This window comes from Gordonia neofelifaecis NRRL B-59395, assembly GCF_000192435.1.
In the GTDB taxonomy this organism is placed as follows: domain Bacteria; phylum Actinomycetota; class Actinomycetes; order Mycobacteriales; family Mycobacteriaceae; genus Gordonia; species Gordonia neofelifaecis.
Genome location: NZ_AEUD01000015.1, coordinates 45,236 through 69,911, shown reverse-complemented (window position 1 = coordinate 69,911; position 24,676 = coordinate 45,236). Strand labels below are relative to the sequence as shown.

The following is a 24,676-nucleotide window of genomic DNA, read 5'->3' as shown; positions in this document are numbered from 1 at the left end:
CGCGCACTTCGCCTTATTGGACCAGGTCAGGAAAACAACGACCGACCGATTCGGATAGTTCCCGACGCCCGGTGGCGGACCCCGAGAACAGGGCGACAGCGGCGACGCCCTCGCAATAGACGACGAGATCGGCGGCCGATCCGGCCGGGTCCGCCGCGCCTCGTTCGGCGAACAGGTCTCGGGCGGCGACCGGGGAGAACAGGCAGTCGCGCAGAGCGGACGACGAGCCGAGGGCGGCGGCATCGGGGGCCAGTGCGAATCGGGCCCGGACGTCGCGGATCCGCCGGGTGGTGAGGTCGTGCAGGTACCCGGCGACGACGACGGCCGGTGCGTCGCCGCCCGATGCGGTACCGGCGAAGGAGTCGCGTGAGATCAGTGTCAGGTGCGCCACCGCGGCGGCCAGGAGGGCGACACGTGTGCGGAAGTAGTACGACGTCGAGCCCTTCGGGAGATCGAGGGCGCGATCGATCGCCGTGTGGGTCACCGCGCGGTTACCGCCGGTGGCGGCGAGGTCGAGTGCGGTCTCGCAGATCGCCGAACGGCGGTCGCGCTTCGGGGTGACGTCGGGCACGGTCTCCATTGAAGCAGACTCTATGAACGTAGAGTCGGGTCATGTGGCGACGTCATCGACGGGCAGGGGACGGGCGGCGGTCAGCATCGGGCACGACCGCCGCGGTACGGAAGTGGGCGGCTGTACACGGGGTGTCGCTGACCCCGGAGCAGAACGCGGCGCTCGACGTGCTCGCCGCGGGCCGGAACGTGTACCTGTACGGGCCGCCGGGGCGAGGGAAGACCCTGCTCGTCGACATCTTCGCGGCGGTGATCGGCGCTCGCCGGCGGCATCTGCAGGAGTTCTTCGAGGAACTGCACGAGGGGATGGCGCAGACCGGTCGGCTGCCGCTCGCCGTCGCGCGTCTGGTCGATGGGGTCGCAGTCCTCTGCCTCGACGAGTTCACGGTGCACGATCCGGCCGACGGCGTCTTCCTCGACCGGGTGTTGCGCGAACTCGATCGGCGCGGAGTCCGGGTGGTGGCGACATCGAACCGCGCCCCGGCCGAGCTGATGCCGAATCCGCTGTTCCATCCGGGATTCGAGCCGACCATCGACGTGATCGAGCAGTTGTTCTCGGTGATCCGGCTCGACGACGGACGCGACCTGCGCGAGGCGTCGGTCTCGCCGTCGCGCAGCGGATTCGGTGCGGGTCGGTGGATCGTCGGCGGCCGGCCGCGGGACGATGTCGACGAGGCGATCGCGAGCTTCCGATTCGACGATCTGTGCGATCGGCCGGCGCACGCGTCGGACTATCGGCGGCTGGCCCGAGACTGTCCACGGTGGCGGATCGTCATGCCGGGGATGTGCGTGGCGCACCCCGACGCACTGACCCGATGGGCGGCGCTGCTGGACGTCGCCCACGACCTCGGCGTCGAGGTGACGGTGTACGCCGACTATCCGCCCCAGCCGTTCGCGGACCTGCTCTGGGCGAATCTCCCGGACGCGGCTCGCGCGGTGAGCAGGATGGGAGCGTGGCCGGTGATCGGCTGCGCTACCCGCGCGAAGTGAGGACCAGCGGACCGTCGTCGGTGATGGCGACGGTGTGCTCGGAGTGGGCGGTCCGGCTGCCGTCGGCGGAGCGGATGGTCCAGCCGTCGGGGTCGTACACGATGCGGTCGGTGCCCGCAGCCCACCACGGCTCCAGTGCGAGGACCATGCCGGGACGAAGTCGCAGGCCGCGACCGGCGCGCCCGGCGTTCGGCACATGCGGGTCCTCGTGCATGGTCCGGCCGAGCCCGTGCCCGCCGAAGTCGGTGTTCACGCGATAGCCGTCGGCGGCGGCCACGGCGCCGATCGCCGCGGACACGTCCCCGAGTCTGCCTCCGGGGACGGCGGCGGCGATTCCGGCGTCGAGTGCGCGGCGAGTCGAGTCGATCAACCGAGCGTCGGGGTCGTCCGGGCGCGCGGCGACGTCGTCGTCGAATCCGACCTGGACGGTGACCGCGGAGTCGGCGACCCAGCCGTCGATGGACACTGCGAAGTCCATCGTCAGCAGCTCGCCCGGCGCGAGAACGTGGGGTGCCGGAAGGCCGTGCAGCACCGCATCGTCGACCGACAGGCAGATGACGTTTCGGAACGGGCCGCGGCCGAACGAGGGTGAGTAGTCCCAGTAGCAACTCTCGGCGCCACGGTCGGCCACCATCGCGCGGGCCCGGTGCTCGAGGTCCATCACGTCGACGCCGGGCCGGGCGAGTCGCGACAGTTCGGTGAGGACTTCGGCGACGAACCGTCCGGTCACCGCCATCTTCGCGATCTCGGCCGGTGTCTTGATCTCCATCATGGCGGGCTCCCCAGACTCATTGGTATTTTTATACCGACAACGGTAGCACTTCCCGGTATTCAAATACCGGTATGCTCGGGTCATGGTTCGGTTGCCCTTGAGTCCAGAGCAGGTCGCCGCCGGTCGCCGCCTCGGCTCACTGTTCCGCACGGCCCGCGGCGATCGAGATCCGGTGGACGTTGCGAACGCGGCGGGGATCTCCCCGGAGACGCTGCGCAAGATCGAGTCCGGCCGGATGCCGAGCCCGAGCTTCGGCACGGTGGTCGGGCTGTGCGAGGCGCTGTCGCTGTCGGTGGACGATGCGGTGGCGACCTGGCGGGCGGACGCGGCCGGCGGGCGCGCCGCGGGCTGAGAGTCCGGTCCTACTTCGAGTCGGTGTCCGGACCCGGTTCGTCATCGGGTCGGTCCCGGTCCGTCTCGTCGACCTCGGCGTCGATCACCGGATGGTCGGCGTCGTCGTCGTACCTGTCGCGATGCGGTTCGGTCGAGATCTCCGGCTGCACGGTCCGCGTGCTTCCGTAGTGATACATCGGGACCTCGCCGTGCTTGCGCGGCTCGCGGTCGTTGGCCTTGAGGACGGCGATCCACGGGATCGGGATCGAGACGACGATGATGGCGAGTGCGATCCAGCCGTTCTGCGTGACGCCGTAGACGATGGACGCGATGATCAGCGCCGGGATGCGGATCGACATCATGATGAAGTAGCGGCGTCGACGGGCCCGGTACACGGCGTCTTGATCGGGTTCAGCACTGGTGATCAGAAAACTGTCGCTGTTCCCGTCGTGTTCCCGTCTGTCCGCCATAGCACCTATTTTCGCACAGTGGGTCACAATGGATTCATGGCTACTCAGACGATCGAACGCCCGGACATCGACGAACGTACCGAACAGGACGACGACACCCCGAAGGTCTTCCACTACGTGAAGAAGGACCGGATCGCCGAGAGCGCGGTGATGGGCACACATGTCGTCGCACTGTGCGGCGAAGTGTTTCCGGTGACCAAGTCCCCGAAGCCGGGCTCGCCGGTGTGCGAGAAGTGCAAGAAGATCTACGCGAAGATGAAGAAGTAGCGCCCGTCACCGGTCGGTCGGGGCGTGGCCGTCGGAGTCGCCACCGCCTCGACCGTTGAGCGCCCGGTTGCGCAGCGTATCGGTCAGCTCCGTGGTCTGGCTGGTGACCCAGTTGCGCACGACTCCGCCGCCTCCCCGTGCCGGCCACAGCTCCTCGATCGACGCATTCATCTCCGCGCCGAGCACGATCGCGAAGCCGAGGAAGAACGTGAACAGCAGGAATGCGATCGGGGTCGCGAGTGCGCCGTAGGTGTATCCGGCGCGGGTGAGCGCGGTCAGGTAGAAGCGCAGCACGTATGTCGCGATCCAGAAGAAGACCCCGGCCAGGAGCGCGCCCGGGAGCAGGCGGTGCCACGGCATCGGATACGGCAGCGCGAAGCGGTACAGCGTGACGAGCGCGCCGATCAGCAGCACGCCGACGAACGGGAAGTAGCCCCAGTCCACGAGATCGCTCACCGCCGGATCCCATGCGTCGGGGAGTATCTCGTGGAGATAGGTGGGACCGAGCGCGACAAGTGGCAGCACGAGCACGCCGGAGACCAGGAAGACCATGTAGATCAGCAGCGCGAAGATCCGCTGCCAGACCGGATGCCGGATCTCGTGCTGCCCGTGTGCGTGGACGATCGACGACACGAAGCACGACATCGCCGACGAGCCGGCCCACAGCGACATGACGAAGCTCACGGACATGATGGTCACGCGCCCGCGACCGAGGACGTTCTCGACGGTCGGCTCGATCAGGTCGTTGACGACGCTGGGGGTGAAGGCGTGCGTCGAGAACGAGATGATCCGCTGCGTGATGATCTCCACGGTGTCGGGGCCGAACCAGCCGCCGATGTAGCCGAGGCTGCCGAGCACCGCGAGGAGCAGCGGAGGCAGCGACAGGGCCTGCCAGAACGCGGCCTGCGCCGCCCAGCCGATGATCGAGTCGTCCCAGGACTTCACCGTGGTCCGCCACGCGAGGCGGGGGACTCCGCGGACCACTTCACGCAGGCTCGGCCGGGTGTAGCGGTCGTCCTGATTCGCGGGTTCTCCGCCCTCGGGCGGTGTCGGGTCCTGGGTGTCGATGCCTATAAGCATGAAGGATGCGCGACGCGCCGGGCGCGAGTGCCCCACGGACGGGCGTGGCGGCAGGCGGGGTCCGCGAAGGTCCGGTGATGTCCGATCGGCGGGATAGACTCGTGGAGGTTTTTCTCGCGAGGAGGGTGCAGGAGCAGGGTGACCAGCGCGGAGTTGGAGAACAGCACGGGGTCGGAGAACGAAACGGTCGACGACGGCACCGCCCGGCGAGTCGGTTCGGGGGCGCCGCTGCGCGCCTGGCAGCGGCGAGCGCTGACCAAGTACCTCACGAGGCGGCCCAGGGACTTCCTGGCGGTCGCCACGCCCGGGGCGGGCAAGACGACGTTCGGCCTGCGGGTGGCGTCCGAACTGCTCGCCGACCGGACCGTCGAGCGGATCACGGTGGTGGCACCGACCGAGCACCTCAAGCACCAGTGGGCGCAGGCCGCGGCTCGGGCGGGTATCGCGCTGGACTCGAACTTCTCGAATTCGACGGGGTCCACGAGCGCGGACTTCGACGGCGTCGTCCTGACCTACGCGCAGGTCGCCGCACACCCGTTCAAGCATCGGGAGCGGACTGTCGCGTACCGCACGCTGGTGATCCTCGACGAGATCCATCACGGCGGCGACGCGAAGTCGTGGGGCGACGGCATCCGCGACGCCTTCGACGAGGCCGAGCGCAGGCTGTCGCTGACCGGAACGCCGTTCCGCTCGGACGACTCGCCCATTCCGTTCGTGACCTACGAGCCGGAGCCCGGCGGCGCCCAGCGGTCGAAGGCCGATCACTCGTACGGCTACGCCGACGCGCTGCGCGACGGCGTCGTGCGGCCGGTGGTCTTCCTCGCGTACTCGGGCCAGGCGAGCTGGCGGACGAGCGCGGGGGAGGAGTTCACCGCCCGGCTCGGTGAGCCGCTCTCCGCGGAGCAGACGTCCCGGGCCTGGCGCACGGCGCTCGACCCGCACGGCGACTGGATCCCCGCGGTGCTCAGCGCGGCGCATCGCCGCCTGATGAAGCTGCGGGACTCCGGTGTCCCGGACGCCGGCGGACTCGTGATCGCGACCGATCAGCAACACGCCCGCGACTATGCCGAACTGCTCCATTCGATGACCGGCAAGCGGCCTGCGCTGGTGCTGTCCGACGACCCGAAGTCGTCGTCGCGCATCGCGGAGTTCGCGGCGAGCCAGGACGAGTGGATGGTCGCGGTCCGGATGGTGTCCGAGGGTGTCGACGTGCCGCGACTCGCGGTCGGCGTGTACGCGACGAATGCGTCGACACCCCTGTACTTCGCGCAGGCGATCGGGCGCTTCGTGCGATCGCGGCGTCCCGGAGAGACGGCCAGCGTCTTCCTGCCGTCGGTGCCGGTGCTGCTCGACCTCGCCAGCAAGCTGGAGGCCGAGCGTGATCACGTGCTCGGCAAACCGCATCGCGAGTCGGAGGGGCTCGAGGACGGACTGCTGGCGGATGCGAACAAGCGCGAGGACGAGCTCGGCGAGGACGAGAAGACCTTCGAGTCCCTGCACGCGGACGCCGAACTGGATCAGGTGATCTACGACGGGTCCTCGTTCGGCACGACCACCCTCGTCGGTTCGGACGAGGAATCCGACTACCTCGGTCTGCCCGGGCTGCTCGACGCCGAGCAGGTGCGGACCCTGCTGCAGCAGCGGCAGGCGGATCAGGTGACGCGGCGCAGTGCGGCGGCCAAGGCCCGCCCGGCAGGCGACGAGCAGGCGCAGGCCGCGCCCAATGCGGCCGAGCGGCAGACCGGCGAGAACCTCCACGCGCTCCGAAAGGAGCTGAACACCTTGGTGGCGCTCCATCACCATCGGACCGGCAAGCCGCACGGGCAGGTGCACAACGAGCTGCGCACCCGGCTGGGTGGACCGCCGACGGCGATGGCGACGGCCGATCAGCTCCGCGAAAGGATCAAAGCCCTGCGGACCTGGTGAGGTCCGCAGGGCTTCGACGGGTGAGGCCGACGGTCGGCCGATCGGTTGGGGGAGGTCAGTCGACCACCGCTCCGATCTCGACGAGACGAGCCTCGTGGTCGTTGTAGTGGTGGAGGCAGAAGAGCAACTCTCCACCGGTAGGCAGGGTGGCGCGCACCTTGGCGGCAGCACTGCAGCGATCGCAGCGGTCAGCGGCCGTGAGCGGCTTCCGTGCGGGTGCGGTCGTGGCGATCTGGCTCATGTCGTCCTCCGTCCCATAGCCGGCGAACCGCGAATCGGTTCGTCGTCCTTCACTGTGTCAGACGAATACCGGCCTCGAAATGTTCCCGCGCCGTACCGGTGTGTCGCAAATCATTTGTTCGACTGGTCGTTCGTCGACTTCGGTGGGTAGCTCTCGGCGGCACCGACGATCCGCAGTGCGAGGCTCGCGTAGAAGTCGCCGATCTGCTGCGGATCGAGCGGGCCGCGATCGGAGTACCAGCGGGCGATGTCGATGCCCATCGACAGCAGGGAGTTGGTGGTGGTGCGCGGGTCGTCCACGTCGAAGGCGCCGGCATCGACGCCCGCATCGACGATCGCTCGAACGCGTCGGGTGATGTCGCGACGCAGTTCGACGATCTCGCTCCGATGGTCCGGCGCGAGCGCGGCGAGTTCGTAGTTCACGATCCGCGCGCTGGTGTGGCCCTCGGCGTGCCGTTCGGCGAAGGCTCGAATCACCGAGGAGAGTCGCGTCGCGGGTTCGGCGCCCGGCTCGTCGGCGCGCTCGACGGTCGCGATGGTCGCGAGGTGCCCGGTGCGGCAGAGTTCGAAGAGCAGGTCTTCCTTGGATCGGTAGTGGACGTAGACGGCGGCCGGACTCATCCCCGCGGCAGACGCGATGTCACGGGTGGTGGTGCCGTGGAAGCCGCGTTCGGCGAAGGCTTCGAGCGCGGCGTCGAGCAGCCTGCGCCGGGTGAGTTCGGATCTGGACGCGGTCGTTTCGTCGGTCACGTGGTCCTCCTGACGGGTTGCTCGTGGCTCGATCGACTATGAGTCGGATCTCTTGGCCGCACACTGTTGACGTGCGTCTCATTCTGGTGCAAGGTGGATCCTAACAGCTAAGCAAGCGCTTAGTCAGTGTTCAGAGTAGACCATCCGAAGGAGTCTTCGTGGTACAGATCGACCCCCGCCGGTTCGCCGGCCAGGCCGCCATCGTCACCGGAGCCAGTCGCGGCATCGGCTTCGCCATCGCCGAACGACTCGTCGCCGAAGGTGCGAAGGTCACGATCACCGCCCGCAAGCAGGAAGCGCTCGACGAGGCGGTCGCGAAACTCGGCGGCCCCGACGTCGCAATGGCGGTGGCCGGACGCGGCGACGATCCCGAGCATCAGGCGGACACGGTCGCCAGAACCATCGAGAAGTTCGGCAGCGCCGACCTGCTGGTCAACAACACCGGCATCAACCCGGTCTACGGTCCGCTCATGGACATCGATCCGGACGCAGCGCGCAAGATCATGGACGTGAACGTCATCTCCGCGCTGCGCTGGGTGCAGGCGGTGAACAAGGGCTGGCAGGGCGAGCACGGCGGCGCGATCGTGAACGTCGCATCGATCGCGGGCCTCCGTCCGGCGCCGGGAATCGCCTTCTACGGTGTCTCCAAAGCCGCCGTCATTCACCTCACCGAGGAGCTCGCGTGGGAGCTCGGGCCGAACATCCGCGTGAACGCGGTGGCACCGGCCGTCGTCAAGACGCGATTCGCGACAGCGCTGTACGAGGGCCGCGAAGAGCAGGTCGCGTCCGCCTACGCGCTCAAGCGCCTCGGCGAGCCCGATGACATCGGCTCGGTCGTCGCCTTCCTGCTGTCGGCCGACGCCGGCTGGATGACCGGCCAGACGCTGGTCGTCGACGGCGGTGTGCTGCTGGGCGGCGGCGTCTGATGCCGGCGTTCGATCCGGCGGGAAAGACGGTCGTCGTCACCGGCGCGGGCAACGGCATCGGTGCGGGTCTGGCCGTCGCGATGGGTGCACGCGGAGCGAACGTGGTGGTCGCCGATCTGGACGCCGCGGGCGTCGAGCGGACCGTCGCGTCGATCACCGGCGCGGGCGGCAGCGCGGTGGCGGCGCCCGGCGATGCGGCGTCGCAAGCGGGCGTCGACGCGCTGATCGCGAAGGCAGAGGACGCGTTCGGCCCGATCGACGCCTGGTTCGCCAACGCGGGCGTCGACCGTGGACGGGGCCTGGAGGCCACCGATGCCGACTGGGATCTGTCCTGGAACGTCAACGTGCTGGCGCACGTGCACGCCGCGCGCCGACTGGTGCCGCAGTGGGTCGAGCGCGGCGGGGGACGCTTCGTCGTCACCGCGTCGGCTGCAGGTCTGCTGACGATGCTCGGCGCCCCCGCGTACTCGGTGACCAAGCACGGAGCCGTCGCATTCGCCGAGTGGCTGTCGGCGACGTACCGGCACCGCGGCGTGGTCGTCCAGGCGATCTGCCCGCAGGGCGTCCAGACGCGGATGCTCGACGACTCCGGTCCCCTCGAGGAACTCCTGAGCCACGACGTCGCGCTGACCGTCGAGGACGTCGCCGCAGCCGTCGAGCGGGCTCTCGAGGGCGAGGACTTCCTGATCCTGCCGCATCCGGAGGTCGCCGGGTACTACCAGGCGCGAGCGACCGCGCCGGATCGCTGGCTGACCGGGATGAACCGACTCCAGCAGCGGCTCGACACGAAGCTCGCCGCGGAAGGAGACGACCGATGAAGGCATGGCAGGTGACGCGGCTCGGTGAACCCGCCGACGTCCTGGAGCTGGCGGACCTCGCGGTCCCGGCTCCGGCCACGGGGCAGGTGGTGGTGCGGGTGCTCGCGTCCGCGGCCAACTTCCCGGACGTGCTGATGTGCCGCGGGCAGTATCAGGTGCGGCCCGATCTGCCCTTCACTCCAGGGGTGGAACTGTGCGGCGAGATCGTCGAGATCGGTGACGGCGTCGACGGACTGTCGGTCGGCGACCGCGTGCTCGGAGGAGCGGCGCTGCCGCACGGCGGGTTCGGCGAGTTCGCGGTGATGGCGGCGGCCGAGGCGTTCGGGGCACCGGAGTCGCTCGACGACGCGCAGGCCTCGTCGCTCTTCATCGGCTACCAGACGGGCTGGTTCGGACTGCACCGACGGGCGAACCTCCAGCCCGGCGAGACACTCCTCGTGCACGCTGCCGCGGGCGGTGTGGGCAGTGCCGCCATCCAGCTCGGCAAGGCGGCGGGCGCCCGAGTGATCGGAGTGGTCGGCGGTCCGGCGAAGGCGGAGATCGCCCGTGCGCTGGGCGCCGATGTGGTGGTCGACCGGCACGCGCAGGACTTCGTCGAGGTGGTCAAGGCCGAGACCGAAGGACGTGGAGCGGACGTGATCTACGACCCGGTGGGCGGCGAGACATATCTCCGGTCGACCAAATGCATCGCCTTCGAAGGTCGGATCCTGCTCATCGGCTTCGCGGGCGGCACGATCACCGAGACCGCGCTCAACCACGCACTCATCAAGAACTACTCGATCGTCGGCCTGCACTGGGGCCTGTACAACAAGTTCGCGCCGGAACTGGTGAGCCGCTGCCATGCGGAACTGACCGCACTGGCCGACTCGGGTGCGATCGCTCCGCTGGTCAGCGAGCAACTCGCCCTCGGCGATATCCCGGACGGGCTGCAGCGACTGGCGGATGGAAATACCGTCGGACGCGTCGTCTATCAGGCTGACTGACTGTTTCACCGGTCGCCGTGCGGCGACCGATCCCGATCTGACCGATGTCAGATTCGACAACCGTTGAAGGAGAACATTCATGACCACCCAGCGCATCGCGATCGTCACCGGCGCGGCTCGAGGCATCGGCGCGCAGGTCGCCCGCCGACTGGCGGACGACGGTCACGCCGTCGCGGTCTTCGACCTCGACGAGGCGGCCTGCCAGGCCGTCGCCGATGAGATCAACGCTGCCGGCGGTAAGGCGATCGGCGTCGGCGTCGACGTCTCCGACGAGGTGAAGGTCGAGGCAGGCGTCAGCCGGGTCGCCGCAGAGCTGGGCGCGCCGACCATCCTGGTCAACAACGCGGGCATCATCCGCGACAACCTGCTGTTCAAGATGACGTTGTCCGACTGGGACTCGGTCATGGCCGTGCACCTGCGCGGCGCCTTCCTGATGGCGCGCGAAGTGCAGCAGTACCAGACCAAGGAGGGCTGGGGCCGCATCGTGAACCTGTCGAGCACCTCGGCGCTCGGCAACCGCGGTCAGGCCAATTACTCGGCGGCCAAGGCAGGCATGCAGGGCTTCACCAAGACCCTGGCGTTCGAACTGGGACGGTTCGGCGTCACCGCCAACGCGATCGCCCCCGGCTTCATCGCCACCGAGATGACCGCCGCGACCGCCGAGCGCATGGGGATCACGTTCGACGACTTCAAGGCGGCTATCGCCAAGGAGACCCCCGTCCAGCGCGTCGGGGAGCCGGACGACATCGCGCACGCCGTCAGCTTCTTCGTCAGCGAGGGCGCGGGCTACGTGTCCGGTCAGGTCCTGTACGTGGCCGGCGGGCCCAAGGCCTGACGACCCAACCCAACCGGAAGATCAGGAGAGACATCATGGCTGACATCAACAGCGCCGAGGATCTCGTCGCGGCGGTCGGGCAGCACCTCGGCTACTCCGACTGGTATGAGGTGACCCAGGAGAAGGTGAACCTGTTCGCCGACGCCACCGGTGATCACCAGTGGATCCACGTGGACCCGGAACGGGCCGCGGCGGGTCCGTACGGCGGGACCATCGCTCACGGCTATCTGACGCTGTCGCTGATCCCGGTGCTGCGTCAGACCGCCTGGCGTTCGGAGAACGTGAAGATGGGCGTCAACTACGGCGCCAACAAGGTGCGTTTCCCCGCACCGGTGCCGGTTGGCTCGAAGGTGCGCGCCGGCTTCGAGCTCCTCGAGGTGAAAGCGGGCGCCGCCGGTCACCGGGTGATCGAGAAGGTCACCGTCGAGATCGAGGGCGGCGACAAGCCCGTCTGCATCGCCGAGACCGTCTCGGTGCTGGTGTTCTGATGAGCGCCGCGGAGTCCGGTGCACGCGAGCTTCCGGGTCTGGACCTGGACCGTCTCACCCCGTGGTTCATCGAGCACGTCGCGCCGATCGAGGGACCGCTCGACGCGGAGCTGATCGCCGGCGGGAAGTCGAACCTGACCTACCGCCTCACCGACGGTTCCAGTCGCTGGATTCTGCGGCGACCACCGGTCGGCAAGCTGCTGGCCACCGCCCACGACATGGGACGCGAGTTCACCATGATGTCGGCCCTGGCCCCGACAGACGTACCGGTGCCGCAGATGCACGCCATCTGCGACGACACCGACCTGCTCGGCGCCCGCTTCTACGTGATGGAAGCCGTCGACGGCACGCCGTACCGGAAGGCCTCCGACCTCGAGAAGCTGGGACCCGAGCGGACCCGGACCATCTCGGAGCGACTCGTCGACACCCTCGCGGCCCTCCACCGCGTCGACCCGGCTCAGGTCGGGCTCGGCGAGTTCGGTCGGCCGGAGGGCTTCCTGGCGCGTCAGGTCGCACGGTGGCGCAAGCAGTTCGACGCCGCGCACACGCGGGATCTGCCGGAGATGGAACGGCTGCACGCGCTGCTCGCCGATCGGGTGCCGGCCGACGCCGCGCCCGGCATCGTGCACGGCGACTACCGCCTCGACAACGTCCTCGTGGACGACGACGATCAGGCGCGCGCGGTGCTCGACTGGGAACTCTCGACGATCGGCGACTCACTCACCGATCTGGCCCTGATGTGCGTCTATCACCGGCTCGGCGAGGCGGGCGGCGCGGTCACCGACGTGTCCGTCGCACCCGGTTTCCTCTCCGAGGACGAGGTGATCGCGCGCTATTCCGCCGAGACCGGACGCGACCTGTCCGACTTCGGCTTCTACCTCGCGTTCGGCTGCTTCAAGCTCGCCGGAATCGTCGAGGGCATCCACTTCCGCTATGTCAACGGTCAGACGGTCGGCGAGGGTTTCGCCGACGCCGGACAGGCCGTCGGTCCGCTGCTGGCGGCCGGTTTGAACGCTCTGAAGGAGAACTGAGATGGACTTCGAGTTCGACGCCAAGACGAAGGAACTGCGGGACAACCTCCTGGAGTTCATGGACGAGCACGTGTACCCGGCGGAGCCGGTGTTCGCCGAGCAGCTCGCCGCGCTCGAGAACCAGTGGGACTGGGACGCGGTGCCGGTGCTCGCCGAACTGCGCGCCGAAGCCCGGCGCCGCGGCCTGTGGAACCTGTTCCTGCCGGGCGAGCACGGTGCCGGGCTGACCAACCTGCAGTACGCGCCGCTGGCCGAGATCACCGGTCGCAGTCCGGGGCTGGCTCCGGCTGCGCTGAACTGCTCGGCACCGGACACCGGCAACATGGAGGTGCTCGCGCAGTACGCGAACGCCGACCAGCAGGCGAAGTGGCTGACGCCGCTGCTGGCGGGTGAGATCCGGTCGGCGTTCGCGATGACCGAGCCGGACGTCGCCAGTTCGGATGCGACCAACATCGAGCTGTCCATCGTCCGCGACGGCGACGAGTACGTCATCAACGGCCGCAAGTGGTGGATCACCGGGGCGATGAGCCCCAACGCGAAGATCTTCATCGTGATGGGCAAGACCGATCCGACGGCCGAACGCCACGCACAGCAGTCGATGATCCTCGTCGAACGGGACACCCCGGGCTTCGAGGTGGTCCGCGGTATGCACGTGCTCGGCTACGACGATCACGACCACGGCGGCCACGCCGAGCTCCGGTTCACCGACGTGCGGGTGCCCGCGGCGAACCTGATCGGAGCGGAGGGCGACGGCTTCGCCATCGCACAGGGCCGTCTGGGACCCGGCCGTATCCATCACTGCATGCGATCGATCGGCATGGCCGAGCGTGCGCTGGAGATGATGTGCGCCCGCGCCGCGAGCCGTGTCGCCTTCGGCAAGCCGCTCGCCGAACAGGGCGTGATCCGGAACTGGATCGCCGAATCGCGGGTGAGGATCGAGCAACTGCGACTGCTGGTGCTCAAGACGGCCTGGCTGATGGACACCGTCGGCAACCGCGGCGCGCACACCGAGATCCAGGCGATCAAGATCGCGACGCCGTCGACCGTCGAGTGGATCCTCGACAAGGCCATCCAGACACACGGCGCGGGCGGCCTGTCGCAGGACTTCCCGCTCGCCAACTACATCGCCGGGATCCGCACCCTGCGGTTCGCCGACGGTCCCGACGAGGTGCACAAGAACTCCCTCGCACGCGCGGAGCTGCGTCGCCAGGGCGCGCGTTGAAAGCCGTCGCCGACTTCCTCGCCGCGCACGATCCGTCGACCACGGACCCCGCAGAGTTCCTCCGCGCCCGATACGACGCGGGACTGGCGTGGGTGTCGTATCCGGTCGGCCGGGGTGGCCTGGGGCTGTCGCGGTCGTTGCAGCCCGAGGTCGATCGGCTCTTCGCCGAGGCGGGCGCGCCGGGGAACCGCAGCGAGGTCAATGGCATCGGGCTCGGCATGGCGGCCCCGACGATTCTGCGCTACGGCACCGCCGCCCAGCTCGATCGGTACCTCCGGCCACTCTGGACGGGGGAGGAGATCTGGTGTCAGCTGTTCAGCGAGCCCGGTGCCGGCTCCGACCTCGCCGCCGTCGCCACCCGCGCGGTCCGCGACGGCGACGACTGGGTCGTCAACGGCCAGAAGGTGTGGACCTCGGGAGCCCACAATGCGCGCATGGCGATCCTCGTCGCCCGGACCGACGGCGACGTCCCGAAGCATCGCGGTCTGACGTACTTCCTGTGCGATATGACCGATCCGGGCGTCGACGTCCGTCCGCTGCGGCAGATCACCGGGGAGGCGGAGTTCAACGAGGTCTTCCTCACCGATGTACGGATCCCCGACAGCCAGCGGCTCGGTGCGATCGGACAGGGCTGGGAGGTCGCCAACGCCACCCTGAACAACGAGCGCGTCGCGATCGGCGGGCGGGCGGCCCGCCGCGAGGACGGCATGATCGGGGTCGTCGCGCAGACGTGGCGCGATCGTCCCGAACTGCGGACCTCAGAGCTGCACGGAGAACTGCTCCGACTGTGGGTGGACGCCGAGGTGGCCCGGGTGACCGGTGTCCGGCTCGGGCAGAAACTCGCCTCCGGACAGCCGGGTCCCGAGGGCGCCGCGATGAAGCTGTCGTTCGCGCGGATCAACCAGAAGCTGTCCGGGCTGGAATTGGAGATCCTCGGGGCCGAGGGGCTGCGCTACTCCGACTGGACCATGGTCCGACCGGAGCGCGTCGACTTCTTCGGCCGGGACGCGGGTTACCGCTATCTGCGCGCCAAGGGCAACTCCATCGAGGGCGGCACCTCCGAGATCCTCCGCAACATCGTCGCCGAACGGGTGCTCGGGCTGCCGCCGGAGCATCGCGTCGACAAGGACATCCCATGGAAGGACGTGCCGCGATGACCGCCGACTACGTTCCCGCTCTGCTGACCGACGAGGTCGAAGAGGATCTGCGCGCGTCGATCCGCGATCTGCTGGCCCGCCGGATCACGACCGACCAGCTGATCGGTGCCTACGACGGTGCGCCGCAGCCCGACCTCTGGCCGGAGCTGTCGGGCCTCGGCCTGCCGGGCCTGCTGATCGGCGACGATCACGGCGGTGCGGGCGCCACCCCGGCGGTGGCGGCGGTCGTGCTGGAGGAACTGGGCGCGGTACCCGCGCGCACGCCGATGCTGACGAGCGCGGTGATCGCCACCACCGTCCTGACCCAGTGCGGGGACACCGCACTGCTGCCGGGACTGGCCGACGGCTCGGCCGTTGCCGCGTTGACGGTGCCGTTCTCAGCGGACCCGTACTCGGTCGTCGCGACAGTGGCCGCCACCGCGGGCCGTCTCACCGGACGGGTGATGAGCGTCGCGGGCGCGGAGAGCGCCACCGTCCTGCTGGTGCCCGGCTCCGACGGCGCCCTGTACGCGGTCGACGCGGCGGACGCGACCATCACCCCGGTCGCCTCCCTCGACATGACTCGTCCGGTCTCCGACGTCGTGTTCGCGGGCGTCACCGGACGTCAGGTGTCCGCCGACGGCGCCGCGGCGATCCGTGCGGGCCTGGCACTGGGCGCGGCGCTGCTCGCCTCCGAACAGGCGGGTGTGGCCCGGTGGTGCGTCACCGAGACCGTCTCCTATCTCAAGGAGCGACGTCAGTTCGGCCGGGTCGTCGGTGGCTTCCAGGCGGTCAAGCACCGGCTCGCGGAGCTGTATGCGGACACCGAGCAGGCGTCGGCCGTGGCGCGGGCCGCGGCGGTGACCATCACCGATCGAGGGGTGGACGACGACGAGTCCGCACTGATGACGGCGGTGGCCGCCGCTTACTGCGGCGATCACGCGGTGCGGGCCGCGGAGGAAGCGGTTCAGCTCCACGGCGGCATCGGGATGACGTGGGAGCACCCCGCTCATCTGTATCTGAAAAGGGCGAAAGCCGATCAACTCGCGCTCGGATCGCCGAGTCGGCACCGGACCGCATTGACGATCCTGGCCGACCTGCCGGCCTGACCGCGACCCATCACTCCGCATATGAGGAGATGACATGTCTTTCAATCTGGCCGTCATGCTGCAGGAGTCGACGGCGGCGACGCCGACGGCGCCGATGCTGTATCTGGGCGACGACACGTTGACCTACGCGGACGTGGACGAACGGTCCCGACGAGTGGCGGCGGCGTTGCTCGCGCGTGGGCTGGTGCCCGGGGACAAGGTGGCGGTGCAACTCCCGAACGTCCCGGAGTTCGTCTTCGCCTACTTCGGGATCCTGCGCGCAGGCCTGACGATGGTGCCGCTGAATCCGCTGTTCACCGCCCGCGAGATGACCTATCACCTCGATGACAGCGACTCCCGGATGCTGCTCACCTCGACGTTCTCGCTGACCGGCGCGGTGCCGGGGGCCGCGGCCGCCGGGGTCGCCGATGTGCTGGTGGTGCCGCTCGGGCAGGAGCTGCCCGCCGACGTCGGGCGGTTCGACGAGCTGCTCGAGGCGGAGCCGTTCGGCGATCTCCACCCGGCGTCGCCGGACGACACCGCGGTGCTGCTGTACACCTCGGGTACCACGGGCCGGCCGAAGGGCGCGGAACTGACGCACTTCCAGCTGTACATGAACTGCACGGTCGCACCCGAACTGTTCGGACTGCGGGCCGACGACGTCGCGATCGGAGTGCTGCCGCTGTTCCACGTCTTCGGGCTCTCGAGTGTGCTCAACGCCGCCGTGCGCTGGGGCGGCTCGGTGGCGCTGCTGCCGAGATTCGACGCACAGGCCGCTCTCGACGTGATCGAACGCCGGCGGGTGACGGTGTTCTCCGGAGTCCCCACCATGTACGTCGCGCTGGCCGAGGCCGACACGTCCGGGCGGGACCTGTCGAGCCTGAGAACCGCGATCTCCGGCGGCGCCTCGATTCCGGGAGAGGTGATCCGGGCGGTCGAGGCGAAGTTCCCCGGGGTGGTGGTGCTCGAGGGATACGGGTTGTCGGAGACGGCTAGTACGTCGACGTTCAACATCAGTGCCACCGAGCGCAAGGTGCTCTCGATCGGCAAGCCGGTGTGGGGCGTCGAGATGGCGGTGCTCGACGGCGACGGCACGCCGATGGCGGCCGGACCGGATCAGGTCGGGCAACTCGTGGTCCGCGGGCACAACGTCATGAAGGGCTATTACAAGCGTCCGGATGCGACGGCGGAGGCTCTACGCAACGGGTGGCTGCACACCGGCGACCTCGGCTATCGGGACGAGGACGGCTATTACTTCGTCGTCGACCGGCTGAAGGACCTGATCGTGCGCGGTGGATACAACGTGTACCCGCGCGAGATCGAGGAGGTCCTGTACACCCATCCGGAGGTGGTCGAGGCCGCGGTGATCGGTGTGCCGGACGATCGGCTGGGGGAGGAGGTGGTCGCGTACGTGGCGTTGCGTGCGGAGGCATCGGTGACGCCGGACGAGCTGATCGCCTTCTCGAAGGAGCAGTTGGCCGCGTACAAGTACCCGCGCGCGGTCGAGATCGTCGATGCCCTGCCCAAGGGTGCGACCGGCAAGATCTTGAAGAGGGAGTTGCGGAGGCCCTGACGGCCCGGACTCGATCGGGTTCCGACCCCGCTTGCGGCGACCAGCCGGAAGCGGGGTCTTTTTCGTCTCCCACCTATTGACGTTGACGTCAATGTAAAGCAATATGAGTGGTGCGGGTCACTCCGGTGACCTTGATCACCGCACGAGCCAGGGGAGATTCAATGGCACAGTCAGTTTCAACCGCGGCACCGGGAGGTGTGGAGAAACTCTCCGCGCACCGGAAGCTGCTCGCCGCCGGCCTGTTCGGCAGCTCGATCGAGTGGTACGACTTCTTCGTCTACGGCACCGCGGCGGCGCTGGTGTTCCCGAAGGTGTTCTTTCCGGACGCCTCGGCACTCGTCGGAACGCTGCTGGCGTTCAGCACGTTCGCGATCGGTTTCATCGCCCGTCCGCTCGGCGGCATCCTGGCCGGCCACTACGGCGACAAGATCGGCCGCAAGCCGATGGTCTTGGTGTGCCTGATCTCCATGGGGCTGGCGACGTTCCTCATCGGCTGCCTGCCATCGGCCGCCGCCATCGGGTCCGCCGCGCCGATCCTGCTCGTGACGCTGCGCTTCGTTCAGGGATTGGCCTGCGGCGGACAGTGGGGCGGCATCGTCCTGCTCCTCACCGAATCTGCCGGTCCGAAGCGCCGCGGCTTCGCGGGAACCTTCGGGCAGATGGGCGTCCCGCTCGGACTGGTCATGGGCAATCTCGCGATGATCGTCGTGAACAGCGCCACCTCCGACGCGGCGTTCATGTCCTGGGGCTGGCGGATCCCGTTCTGGGCCAGTGCCGCGCTGATCCCGCTCGTGCTGTACATCCACTTCAAGGTCGAGGACTCGCCGGAGTTCCGTGAACTGCAGCAGACCGCCGAGGCCAAGCGCGGCCAGGAGCAGATCGCCCAGGCTCCGCTGTCGGAGGCGATCCGCTTCCACTGGCGCAAGATCCTGCTGGGTGCGGGGCTGCTCGCCGCCACCAACTCCGCGTTCTACGTCGCCATCGCCGGGTTCCTGTCCTACGGCACCAGATCGCCCGCCGAGAACGGCCTCGGCATGGACCGCAACACGGTGCTCACCGCGATCATGGTGGTGTCGGTCATGATGCCGTTCGCCATCGTGTGGGCGGGCAAGATCTCCGACTCCATCGGACGCCGGCCGCTGATCATCCTCGGCGGCGGAGTGCTGCTGCTGTGGGCGTTCCCGTTCTTCTGGCTCGCCAACACCGCGTCCGGCGTCCTGCTGTTCTTCGCGATGCTCATCAGCAGCATCGGTCAGTCACTGACCTACGGTCCGCTGGCCGCCTTCATGGCAGAGCTGTTCGAGCCCCGACTGCGGTACTCGGGCGCCTCGCTCGGCTATCAGCTCGCGGCCGTCGCGGTGTCCGGCATCGCGCCGTTGGTGATGACGTGGATCATCGCGGAGACGGCGTCGACCGCAGGGGTCTCGATCTACCTGGCGGCGATGGCGCTGGTGACCGTCTACTGCGCGTGGCGGCTGCCGGAGACCAACAGCGAAGCCGTCCGGACCGACCCCGAGGCGGTCCCCGGACTGCCCACCGCGGCCTGAGCCGACCGACCCGTGCCGCACCCCTCCGGCGTCCTTGAAAGGCCGACAGTGTCACAGCAGACTGACACAGTGAGCAACGCGCAAGAGCGTGCCCGGGCCACCCGCAAGGACGCCGGAGCAGCACGTCGTACCCAACTCCTCGCCGCCGCCGCTGAATGCTTCGACGAGTTCGGCTACTCCGCCGTGACCGTCGAGATGATCGCGGGCCGCGCACGGACGTCGCGCCCGACGTTCTACGCCTACTTCCGATCGAAGGATGAGGTGTTCTTCGCGCTCGTGGAGAAGCTCGCGAACGATCTGAACGTCACGCAGAGCCTCGACGGGCTCGAGGACTCGTCACCGCGAGAGATCCTGGCCGCCACCACCCGCGCCTACGTCGACGCGATCTTCTCGATGGGCGGGATCGTCGGACTGATCGACGTGAGCGCTCCGGTGATGCCGGAGATCGCCGAGGTCTGGACCACCGGAGCCGACCGCCGGATGCGCGGCTACGGCAGGTTCCTGAACGGTCTGCCCGCGGGCACGATCGATCCGGTCATCGAGCCGGAGCGCCTGGTGCGGATCATCGGCGACTCGATCCACCACGGCGCCAAGCGATTCGCCGGAGCGAGCGAGGAGGAGCGGGAACGCTTCGTGCTCGACATCATCGCCGTCACCGAACGGCTGCTCGGCTTCGCCGACGACGTCGGCGACTGACCACTCCCAAGACAGGAATTTCCAACATGTCACACAGCATCGCGACCGCGGCGAACCTTGCGGCGGCGGTGGACGAGATCCGTTCCCGTCAGCTCGCGAACTGGCCCGCCGAGGTGCCGAGGACCTTCGCGTACCCGGCGGGCGAGGCGAGCATCGTCGATCACCTGCGGTACTGGGCCGCGGAGCGTCCGGACGCGGTCGCGATCAGCTTCTACGGCCGCGACGTCACCTACGCCGAGTACGACGAGCTGTCGGATCGCTTCGCCGGATGGCTCGCCGCCCAGGGGATCGGTGCGGGCGACCGCGTCGGTGTCCACCTGGCCAACTGTCCGCAGTTCCCCATCGCCATGCTCGGCATCCTCAAGGCCGGTGCGGTGCACGTTCCGGTGAATCCGCTGTTCAAGGCGTTCGAGTTGGAACACGAGCTCGTCGACGCGCAGGTGCAGGTCCTGCTCACGTCCCCCGACCAGCTGGAACTCGTCGAATCCGTCCGGCCGAGGACGCCGCTGCGACGGGTCGCGGCGACCGCGTTGGACGACCTCCGGTCCGGCCCCGGCGCGGGGTCGGACTGGGCGGAGATCATCGAGGCGCCGCGCGCGGAGCCCGTCCCGTCCGATCCGGATGTGCTCGCCGCGCTCAACTACACCGGCGGGACCACCGGGATGCCGAAGGGCTGCGAGCACACGCAGCGGCACATGGCCTACACCGCGGCCACGGCGACCCTCGCGGGCGGTGCCGACCTCGGCGAGCCGGACTGCGTCTCGATGAACTTCCTGCCCGTCTTCTGGATCGCCGGCGAGGACTTCGGCATCCTCAAGCCACTCGTCAACGGTCAGCGTGTCGTCCTGCTGACCAGGTGGGACGCGGCCGTCGTGGTCGACCAGATCGCCGAGTACGGCGTCACGGATCTGGTCGCCACCGTCGACAGCTACCTCGAGATCCTCGACCTCCCGGACCTGAAGCCGTCGGCGCTCGGATCGCTGACCTCGACGCTGGCGGTGTCGTTCGTCACCCGCCTCGACCCGGGCATCCGCGCCCGCTGGCGCGAGGTGGTCGGCTCCACGCTGCGCGAGGCGTCGTACGGCATGACCGAGACGCACACTGCCGACACGTTCACGCTCGGCTTCCAGGACTCGGACCGGGACCTGCTGACCGATCCGGTGTTCTGCGGGCTGCCGGTACCCGGTACCGATGTGCTGATCGTCGACGCCGATGGGATGCCGGTGCCGATCGGTGACACCGGAGAGATCATCCTGCGGAGTCCGTCGATCCTGACGCGCTACCTCGACAACCTGCAGGCGACCGACGACGCGATCCGGGACGGATGGCTGCACACCGGCGACGTCGGCCGCCTCGACGAGTGGGGTGCGCTGCATTACCTCGCACGCACCAAGGAGATGATCAAGATCAACGGCATGAGCGTGTTCCCGTCGGAGGTGGAGGCACTGATGCGCCGCCACGACGGAATCGAGGCGATCTCGGTGGTGCCCCGGCCCGATCCGGACAGGGGGCAGGTCCCTGTCGCGTTCGTCGTCGCGTCCGACGACGGTCTCGACGCGGCCGCGCTGACCGCCTGGGCGCGGGAGAACCTCGCGACCTACAAGGTGCCCGAGGTGATTCTGGTGGACGCACTGCCGATGACCGCGACCGGGAAGATCCGCAAGGGCGATCTGCTCGCACGCGCCGCCGAGACCACGCCGGGAGGTGCGCGGTGAAGCTGCTGATCGCGAACCGGGGCGAGATCGCCCTCCGGATCATTCGGACGGCGACGGAGATCGGGGTGCACACCGTGGCGGTGTACGCGCCCGACGACGCCGCCACCCCGCATGTCGGCGCCGCGGATGAGGCGGTCGAACTGCCGGGCACCGGTCCGGCCGCGTACCTCGACATGGATGCGATGCTCGACGTCGCCGCCCGGACTGGAGCGGACACGATCCACCCCGGCTACGGGTTCCTGGCCGAGAACGCCGACTTCGCCGAGGCGTGCGCCGCCGCGGGTGTGACGTTCGCGGGGCCGTCGCCCGACGTGCTCCGCCGGTTCGGCGACAAGCAGACCGCGCGCGCGGTCGCCGCCGCGAGCGGACTGGACGTGCTGGCGGCGACGGACGGTCGTGCCGAACTCGCCGAGATCCGCGAGTTCGCCGCCGCGCATCCGGGCGGGGTGATGCTGAAAGCGCTCGCCGGCGGCGGCGGGCGCGGGATGCGGCCGGTGGCGGCGGGCGACGATCTCGACGCGGCATACCGATCGGCTGCCGCCGAAGCCGAACTCGGATTCGGCGACGGCCGTCTGTTCGCGGAGGAACTGCTGATCGGTGGCCGCCACATCGAAGTCCAGGTGGTCGGGGACGGCACGCGATCGGTGGCGCTCGGTGACCGGGACTGCAGCGTGCAGCGCCGCCGCCAGAAGCTGATCGAGATCGCACCCGCTCCCGGTCTGCCGAACGACGTCCGGGCCCGCCTGCACACCGATGCGGCTCGACTGTGCACCGACGTCGGCTACCGCGGACTGGCCACCGTCGAGTTCCTGGTCGCCGCCGACGACGCGCACCGCGCGGTGTTCCTCGAAGTGAACCCACGCATCCAGGTCGAGCACACGGTCACCGAAGAGGTGACCGGTGTCGACCTCGTCGCCGTCGGACTCACCCTCGCCGCGGGCGGCACGCTCGCCGACTGCGAACTGCCCGACCCGCCGATCGCGGTGGGCGCCGCCGTCCAGGCGCGGGTCAACCTGGAGACGATGAGCGCGGACGGGACGGCGATGCCCACAGCCGGCACGCTGGCCGCATTCACCCCGCCGACCGGTCCGGGGGTCCGGGTCGACACGTTCGGCGCTCCGGGACTCGAGACGTCGCTGAGGTACGACTCCCTGCTCGCCAAGGTGATCGTCCGCGCCCCGACGCTGTCGTCCGCGCTCGGCAAGGCCGACCGCGCGTTGGCGGAGTTCGTGATCGACGGACCGGAGACGAACATCCCGCTGCTGCGCGCGATCCTCACGGACCGCGAGTTCTCGACCGGTCCGGTGGACACCGGATATCTCGACCGAAGGCTCACCGACCTGCTGCCGACGATTCCAACTGCCTCGACCTCGGCTACCTCGGCTGTCTCGACCGGTCCGGCGACCTCTGCGGCGACCACGGACCCGATCGCGACGGAGGCCGGCGAGGAGGCAGCCGTCGCCTCTCTGACGGCGACGGTCGTCGAGATCGCGGAGCCGGGTCGGACCGTGGCGGCCGGGCAGCCGCTGGTGATCCTGGAAGCGATGAAGATGCAGCATGAGGTCCTCGCGGAGAGCACAGTGCACGTGACCCGCGCGCTGTCGTCTCCCGGGCGGACGGTGACCGCTGGCACGCCGCTGGTGGTCTACCGGCAGGCGGCCGGAGACGAACGGTCGGCGTCCGACCGGATCGAAGACCTGGACCGCCCGCGCGCCGACCTCGACGAGGTGCGCGAGCGGCACCGCCTCACCCGCGACGAGGCACGACCGGACGCGACGGCCAAACGGCGCCGGATCGGCCGGCGCACCGCGCGGGAGAACATCGCCGACCTGGTCGACGATGACAGTCTCGTCGAGTACGGATCGCTGGTGATCGCCGCGCAGAAGGCCCGGCGATCGGAGGACGATCTGATCGCGAACACGCCGGCCGACGGGCTCGTCGGCGGTGTCGCGACCATCGGCGCCGACGACTTCGGACGAGAGCGATCGGCGGCCGTGGTGATGTCGTACGACTACACGGTGCTGGCGGGGACCCAGGGGTGGCGCAACCACGCGAAGACGGACCGGCTCCTGGACGTCGCACTGCGCCGGGACCTGCCGGTGGTCTTCTTCACCGAGGGCGGCGGCGGCCGTCCCGGCGACACCGACCTGGACATCGTCGCAGGACTCGACGTCCCGACATTCCGCTCGATGGCGCGCGTCCGCGATCGTGCCCCGTCGATCGCCGTCGTGTCGGGGCGGTGCTTCGCGGGCAACGCCGCGCTCGCCGGAGCCTGCGACTTCATCATCGCCACCCCCGACGCCAACATCGGGATGGGCGGGCCGGCGATGATCTCCGGCGGCGGTCTCGGCGACTATCCGCCGGAAGCGGTCGGACCCATCGACGTCCAGCGCCGAAACGGCGTCGTCGACGTCGTCGCGGACGACGAGGCCCACGCGGTGCAGCTGACTCGTCGACTGCTCGGGTACTTTCAGGGCGACGTCGACGAATGGACGGCGCCCGACCCGCGACTCTCCCGCCACGCGGTCCCGGAGAATCGGCTGCGAGCCTACGACGTGCACGACGCGATCGGTGCGGTCGCCGACGTCGGGTCAGTCCTGGAATTGGCGCCCGACTATGCGGCGGGCATGCTGACCGGTCTGCTCCGGGTCGAGGGGCGCGCCTTCGGGTTCGTCGCCAACAGCAGTCTGCACCTGGGCGGTGCGATCGACGCCGACGGCGCGGACAAACTCGCCGCCTTCCTCGAACTGTGTGAGCGCCGCGGCCTGCCCGTCGTCTCGTTCTGCGACACCCCGGGATTCATGGTCGGTCCGGAGTCGGAGGAACAGGCGACGGTCCGTCGCTTCTCGCGGCTGTTCTCCGTCGGTGCGCGACTGACGGTGCCGTTCGGCGCGGTCGTCCTGCGGAAGGGATACGGGCTCGGTGCGATGGCGATGACCGGCGGCAGCTTCCACGCCCCGCAGTTCACCGTCGCCTGGCCGACGGGGGAGATCGGCGGCATGGGGCTCGAGGGCGCGGTGCGGCTCGGCTTCTCGAAGGAACTGGCGGCCGCCCCGGACGAGGAGGCCCGCGCGGAACTGTACGACCGCCTCGTCGCGACCATGTACGCGCGCGGTCGCGGCCTGTCCGCCGCTGCGACCTTCGAACTGGACGACGTCATCGATCCCGCGGACACCCGGGCCTGGATCGCGACGCTGTAGTGCACCGGAAGGACGAGACG

The 24,676-nt window shown here is 69.2% G+C and carries 24 protein-coding genes; 18 read left to right on the top strand and 6 right to left on the bottom strand.

What is annotated here, in order from left to right; all coding sequences use genetic code 11:
- Nucleotides 1-13 precede the first annotated feature (13 nt).
- Nucleotides 14-580: a TetR/AcrR family transcriptional regulator gene (locus tag SCNU_RS15840; RefSeq protein WP_009680408.1), complete on the bottom strand. Its 567-nt coding sequence runs from the start codon at nt 578-580 to the stop codon at nt 14-16.
- Nucleotides 581-612: 32 nt separating this feature from the next.
- Between SCNU_RS15840 and zapE the strand changes: the two genes are divergently transcribed.
- Complete coding sequence (gene zapE / locus SCNU_RS15835) at nt 613-1,560, top strand: AFG1/ZapE family ATPase (RefSeq protein ID WP_083812622.1); 948 nt, start codon at nt 613-615, stop codon at nt 1,558-1,560.
- On the opposite strand, the gene map is transcribed toward zapE, so the two are convergent.
- The gene (gene map, locus SCNU_RS15830) at nt 1,544-2,332 is read right to left on the bottom strand and encodes a type I methionyl aminopeptidase (protein ID WP_009680406.1); all 789 of its coding nucleotides are present in this window, start codon (nt 2,330-2,332) and stop codon (nt 1,544-1,546) included. The two genes, zapE and map, sit on opposite strands and share 17 nt — an antisense overlap.
- Before the next feature lie 82 nt (nt 2,333-2,414).
- Between map and SCNU_RS15825 the strand changes: the two genes are divergently transcribed.
- Nucleotides 2,415-2,684, top strand: a complete 270-nt coding sequence (locus tag SCNU_RS15825; RefSeq protein WP_040518621.1) for a helix-turn-helix domain-containing protein — start codon at nt 2,415-2,417, stop codon at nt 2,682-2,684.
- 10 nt (nt 2,685-2,694) lie between these two features.
- Here SCNU_RS15825 and SCNU_RS15820 read toward each other — a convergent pair whose 3' ends face one another.
- Nucleotides 2,695-3,135 carry a DUF3099 domain-containing protein gene (locus tag SCNU_RS15820; RefSeq protein ID WP_009680404.1) on the bottom strand — a complete coding sequence of 147 codons (441 nt, stop codon included), beginning with the start codon at nt 3,133-3,135 and terminating at the stop codon, nt 2,695-2,697.
- 36 nt (nt 3,136-3,171) lie between these two features.
- Between SCNU_RS15820 and SCNU_RS15815 the strand changes: the two genes are divergently transcribed.
- Complete coding sequence (locus tag SCNU_RS15815) at nt 3,172-3,402, top strand: DUF3039 domain-containing protein (protein ID WP_009680403.1); 231 nt, start codon at nt 3,172-3,174, stop codon at nt 3,400-3,402.
- 6 nt (nt 3,403-3,408) lie between these two features.
- Here SCNU_RS15815 and SCNU_RS15810 read toward each other — a convergent pair whose 3' ends face one another.
- Entirely contained in the window at nt 3,409-4,482 is a 1,074-nt protein-coding gene (locus SCNU_RS15810; protein WP_040518619.1) for a YihY/virulence factor BrkB family protein, read from the bottom strand.
- 138 nt (nt 4,483-4,620) lie between these two features.
- Between SCNU_RS15810 and SCNU_RS15805 the strand changes: the two genes are divergently transcribed.
- The gene (locus SCNU_RS15805) at nt 4,621-6,408 is read left to right on the top strand and encodes a DEAD/DEAH box helicase (RefSeq protein ID WP_009680401.1); all 1,788 of its coding nucleotides are present in this window, start codon (nt 4,621-4,623) and stop codon (nt 6,406-6,408) included.
- Between the two features lie 55 nt (nt 6,409-6,463).
- Here SCNU_RS15805 and SCNU_RS15800 read toward each other — a convergent pair whose 3' ends face one another.
- Both SCNU_RS15800 and SCNU_RS15795 read right to left on the bottom strand, forming a co-directional pair.
- The gene (locus tag SCNU_RS15800; RefSeq protein ID WP_009680400.1) at nt 6,464-6,649 is read right to left on the bottom strand and encodes a DUF7455 domain-containing protein; all 186 of its coding nucleotides are present in this window, start codon (nt 6,647-6,649) and stop codon (nt 6,464-6,466) included.
- A gap of 110 nt (nt 6,650-6,759) precedes the next feature.
- Nucleotides 6,760-7,398: a TetR/AcrR family transcriptional regulator gene (locus tag SCNU_RS15795; protein WP_009680399.1), complete on the bottom strand. Its 639-nt coding sequence runs from the start codon at nt 7,396-7,398 to the stop codon at nt 6,760-6,762.
- 158 nt (nt 7,399-7,556) lie between these two features.
- On the opposite strand from SCNU_RS15795, the gene SCNU_RS15790 reads away from it, so the two are divergent.
- The 14 genes from SCNU_RS15790 to SCNU_RS15725 all read left to right on the top strand — a co-directional run bounded on the left by SCNU_RS15790 (nt 7,557) and on the right by SCNU_RS15725 (nt 24,656).
- Nucleotides 7,557-8,324 carry an SDR family oxidoreductase gene (locus SCNU_RS15790; RefSeq protein ID WP_009680398.1) on the top strand — a complete coding sequence of 256 codons (768 nt, stop codon included), beginning with the start codon at nt 7,557-7,559 and terminating at the stop codon, nt 8,322-8,324.
- Nucleotides 8,324-9,142 carry an SDR family oxidoreductase gene (locus SCNU_RS15785; RefSeq protein ID WP_009680397.1) on the top strand — a complete coding sequence of 273 codons (819 nt, stop codon included), beginning with the start codon at nt 8,324-8,326 and terminating at the stop codon, nt 9,140-9,142. The genes SCNU_RS15790 and SCNU_RS15785 overlap by 1 nt, the downstream gene beginning before the upstream one ends.
- Entirely contained in the window at nt 9,139-10,125 is a 987-nt protein-coding gene (locus tag SCNU_RS15780) for an NADPH:quinone oxidoreductase family protein (protein ID WP_009680396.1), read from the top strand. Before SCNU_RS15785 ends, SCNU_RS15780 begins: the two co-directional genes overlap by 4 nt.
- 79 nt (nt 10,126-10,204) lie before the next feature.
- On the top strand, nt 10,205-10,960 hold the full coding sequence (fabG, locus tag SCNU_RS15775) for a 3-oxoacyl-ACP reductase FabG (protein ID WP_009680395.1): 756 nt from the start codon (nt 10,205-10,207) through the stop codon (nt 10,958-10,960).
- 35 nt (nt 10,961-10,995) lie between these two features.
- Nucleotides 10,996-11,448 carry a MaoC family dehydratase gene (locus SCNU_RS15770; RefSeq protein WP_009680394.1) on the top strand — a complete coding sequence of 151 codons (453 nt, stop codon included), beginning with the start codon at nt 10,996-10,998 and terminating at the stop codon, nt 11,446-11,448.
- A complete protein-coding gene (locus tag SCNU_RS15765) occupies nt 11,448-12,479 on the top strand; it encodes a phosphotransferase family protein (protein ID WP_009680393.1) in 1,032 nt (343 codons plus the stop codon). The genes SCNU_RS15770 and SCNU_RS15765 overlap by 1 nt, the downstream gene beginning before the upstream one ends.
- A 1-nt stretch (nt 12,480) precedes the next feature.
- Nucleotides 12,481-13,701 (top strand): acyl-CoA dehydrogenase family protein, encoded by a 1,221-nt coding sequence (locus SCNU_RS15760; RefSeq protein ID WP_009680392.1) that lies wholly within the window; start codon nt 12,481-12,483, stop codon nt 13,699-13,701.
- Nucleotides 13,698-14,858 carry an acyl-CoA dehydrogenase family protein gene (locus SCNU_RS15755; protein WP_009680391.1) on the top strand — a complete coding sequence of 387 codons (1,161 nt, stop codon included), beginning with the start codon at nt 13,698-13,700 and terminating at the stop codon, nt 14,856-14,858. Before SCNU_RS15760 ends, SCNU_RS15755 begins: the two co-directional genes overlap by 4 nt.
- Nucleotides 14,837-15,946, top strand: a complete 1,110-nt coding sequence (locus SCNU_RS15750) for an acyl-CoA dehydrogenase family protein (RefSeq protein WP_009680390.1) — start codon at nt 14,837-14,839, stop codon at nt 15,944-15,946. Before SCNU_RS15755 ends, SCNU_RS15750 begins: the two co-directional genes overlap by 22 nt.
- Nucleotides 15,947-15,980: 34 nt before the next feature.
- Complete coding sequence (locus tag SCNU_RS15745) at nt 15,981-17,498, top strand: long-chain-fatty-acid--CoA ligase (RefSeq protein ID WP_009680389.1); 1,518 nt, start codon at nt 15,981-15,983, stop codon at nt 17,496-17,498.
- A 161-nt stretch (nt 17,499-17,659) separates the two neighbouring features.
- Complete coding sequence (locus SCNU_RS15740) at nt 17,660-19,045, top strand: MFS transporter (protein ID WP_040518616.1); 1,386 nt, start codon at nt 17,660-17,662, stop codon at nt 19,043-19,045.
- Between the two features lie 69 nt (nt 19,046-19,114).
- The gene (locus tag SCNU_RS15735) at nt 19,115-19,741 is read left to right on the top strand and encodes a TetR/AcrR family transcriptional regulator (RefSeq protein WP_009680387.1); all 627 of its coding nucleotides are present in this window, start codon (nt 19,115-19,117) and stop codon (nt 19,739-19,741) included.
- A gap of 26 nt (nt 19,742-19,767) precedes the next feature.
- Nucleotides 19,768-21,456, top strand: a complete 1,689-nt coding sequence (locus tag SCNU_RS15730) for an AMP-binding protein (protein ID WP_009680386.1) — start codon at nt 19,768-19,770, stop codon at nt 21,454-21,456.
- Entirely contained in the window at nt 21,453-24,656 is a 3,204-nt protein-coding gene (locus tag SCNU_RS15725) for an acetyl-CoA carboxylase family protein (RefSeq protein ID WP_009680385.1), read from the top strand. Before SCNU_RS15730 ends, SCNU_RS15725 begins: the two co-directional genes overlap by 4 nt.
- Nucleotides 24,657-24,676 lie beyond the last annotated feature (20 nt).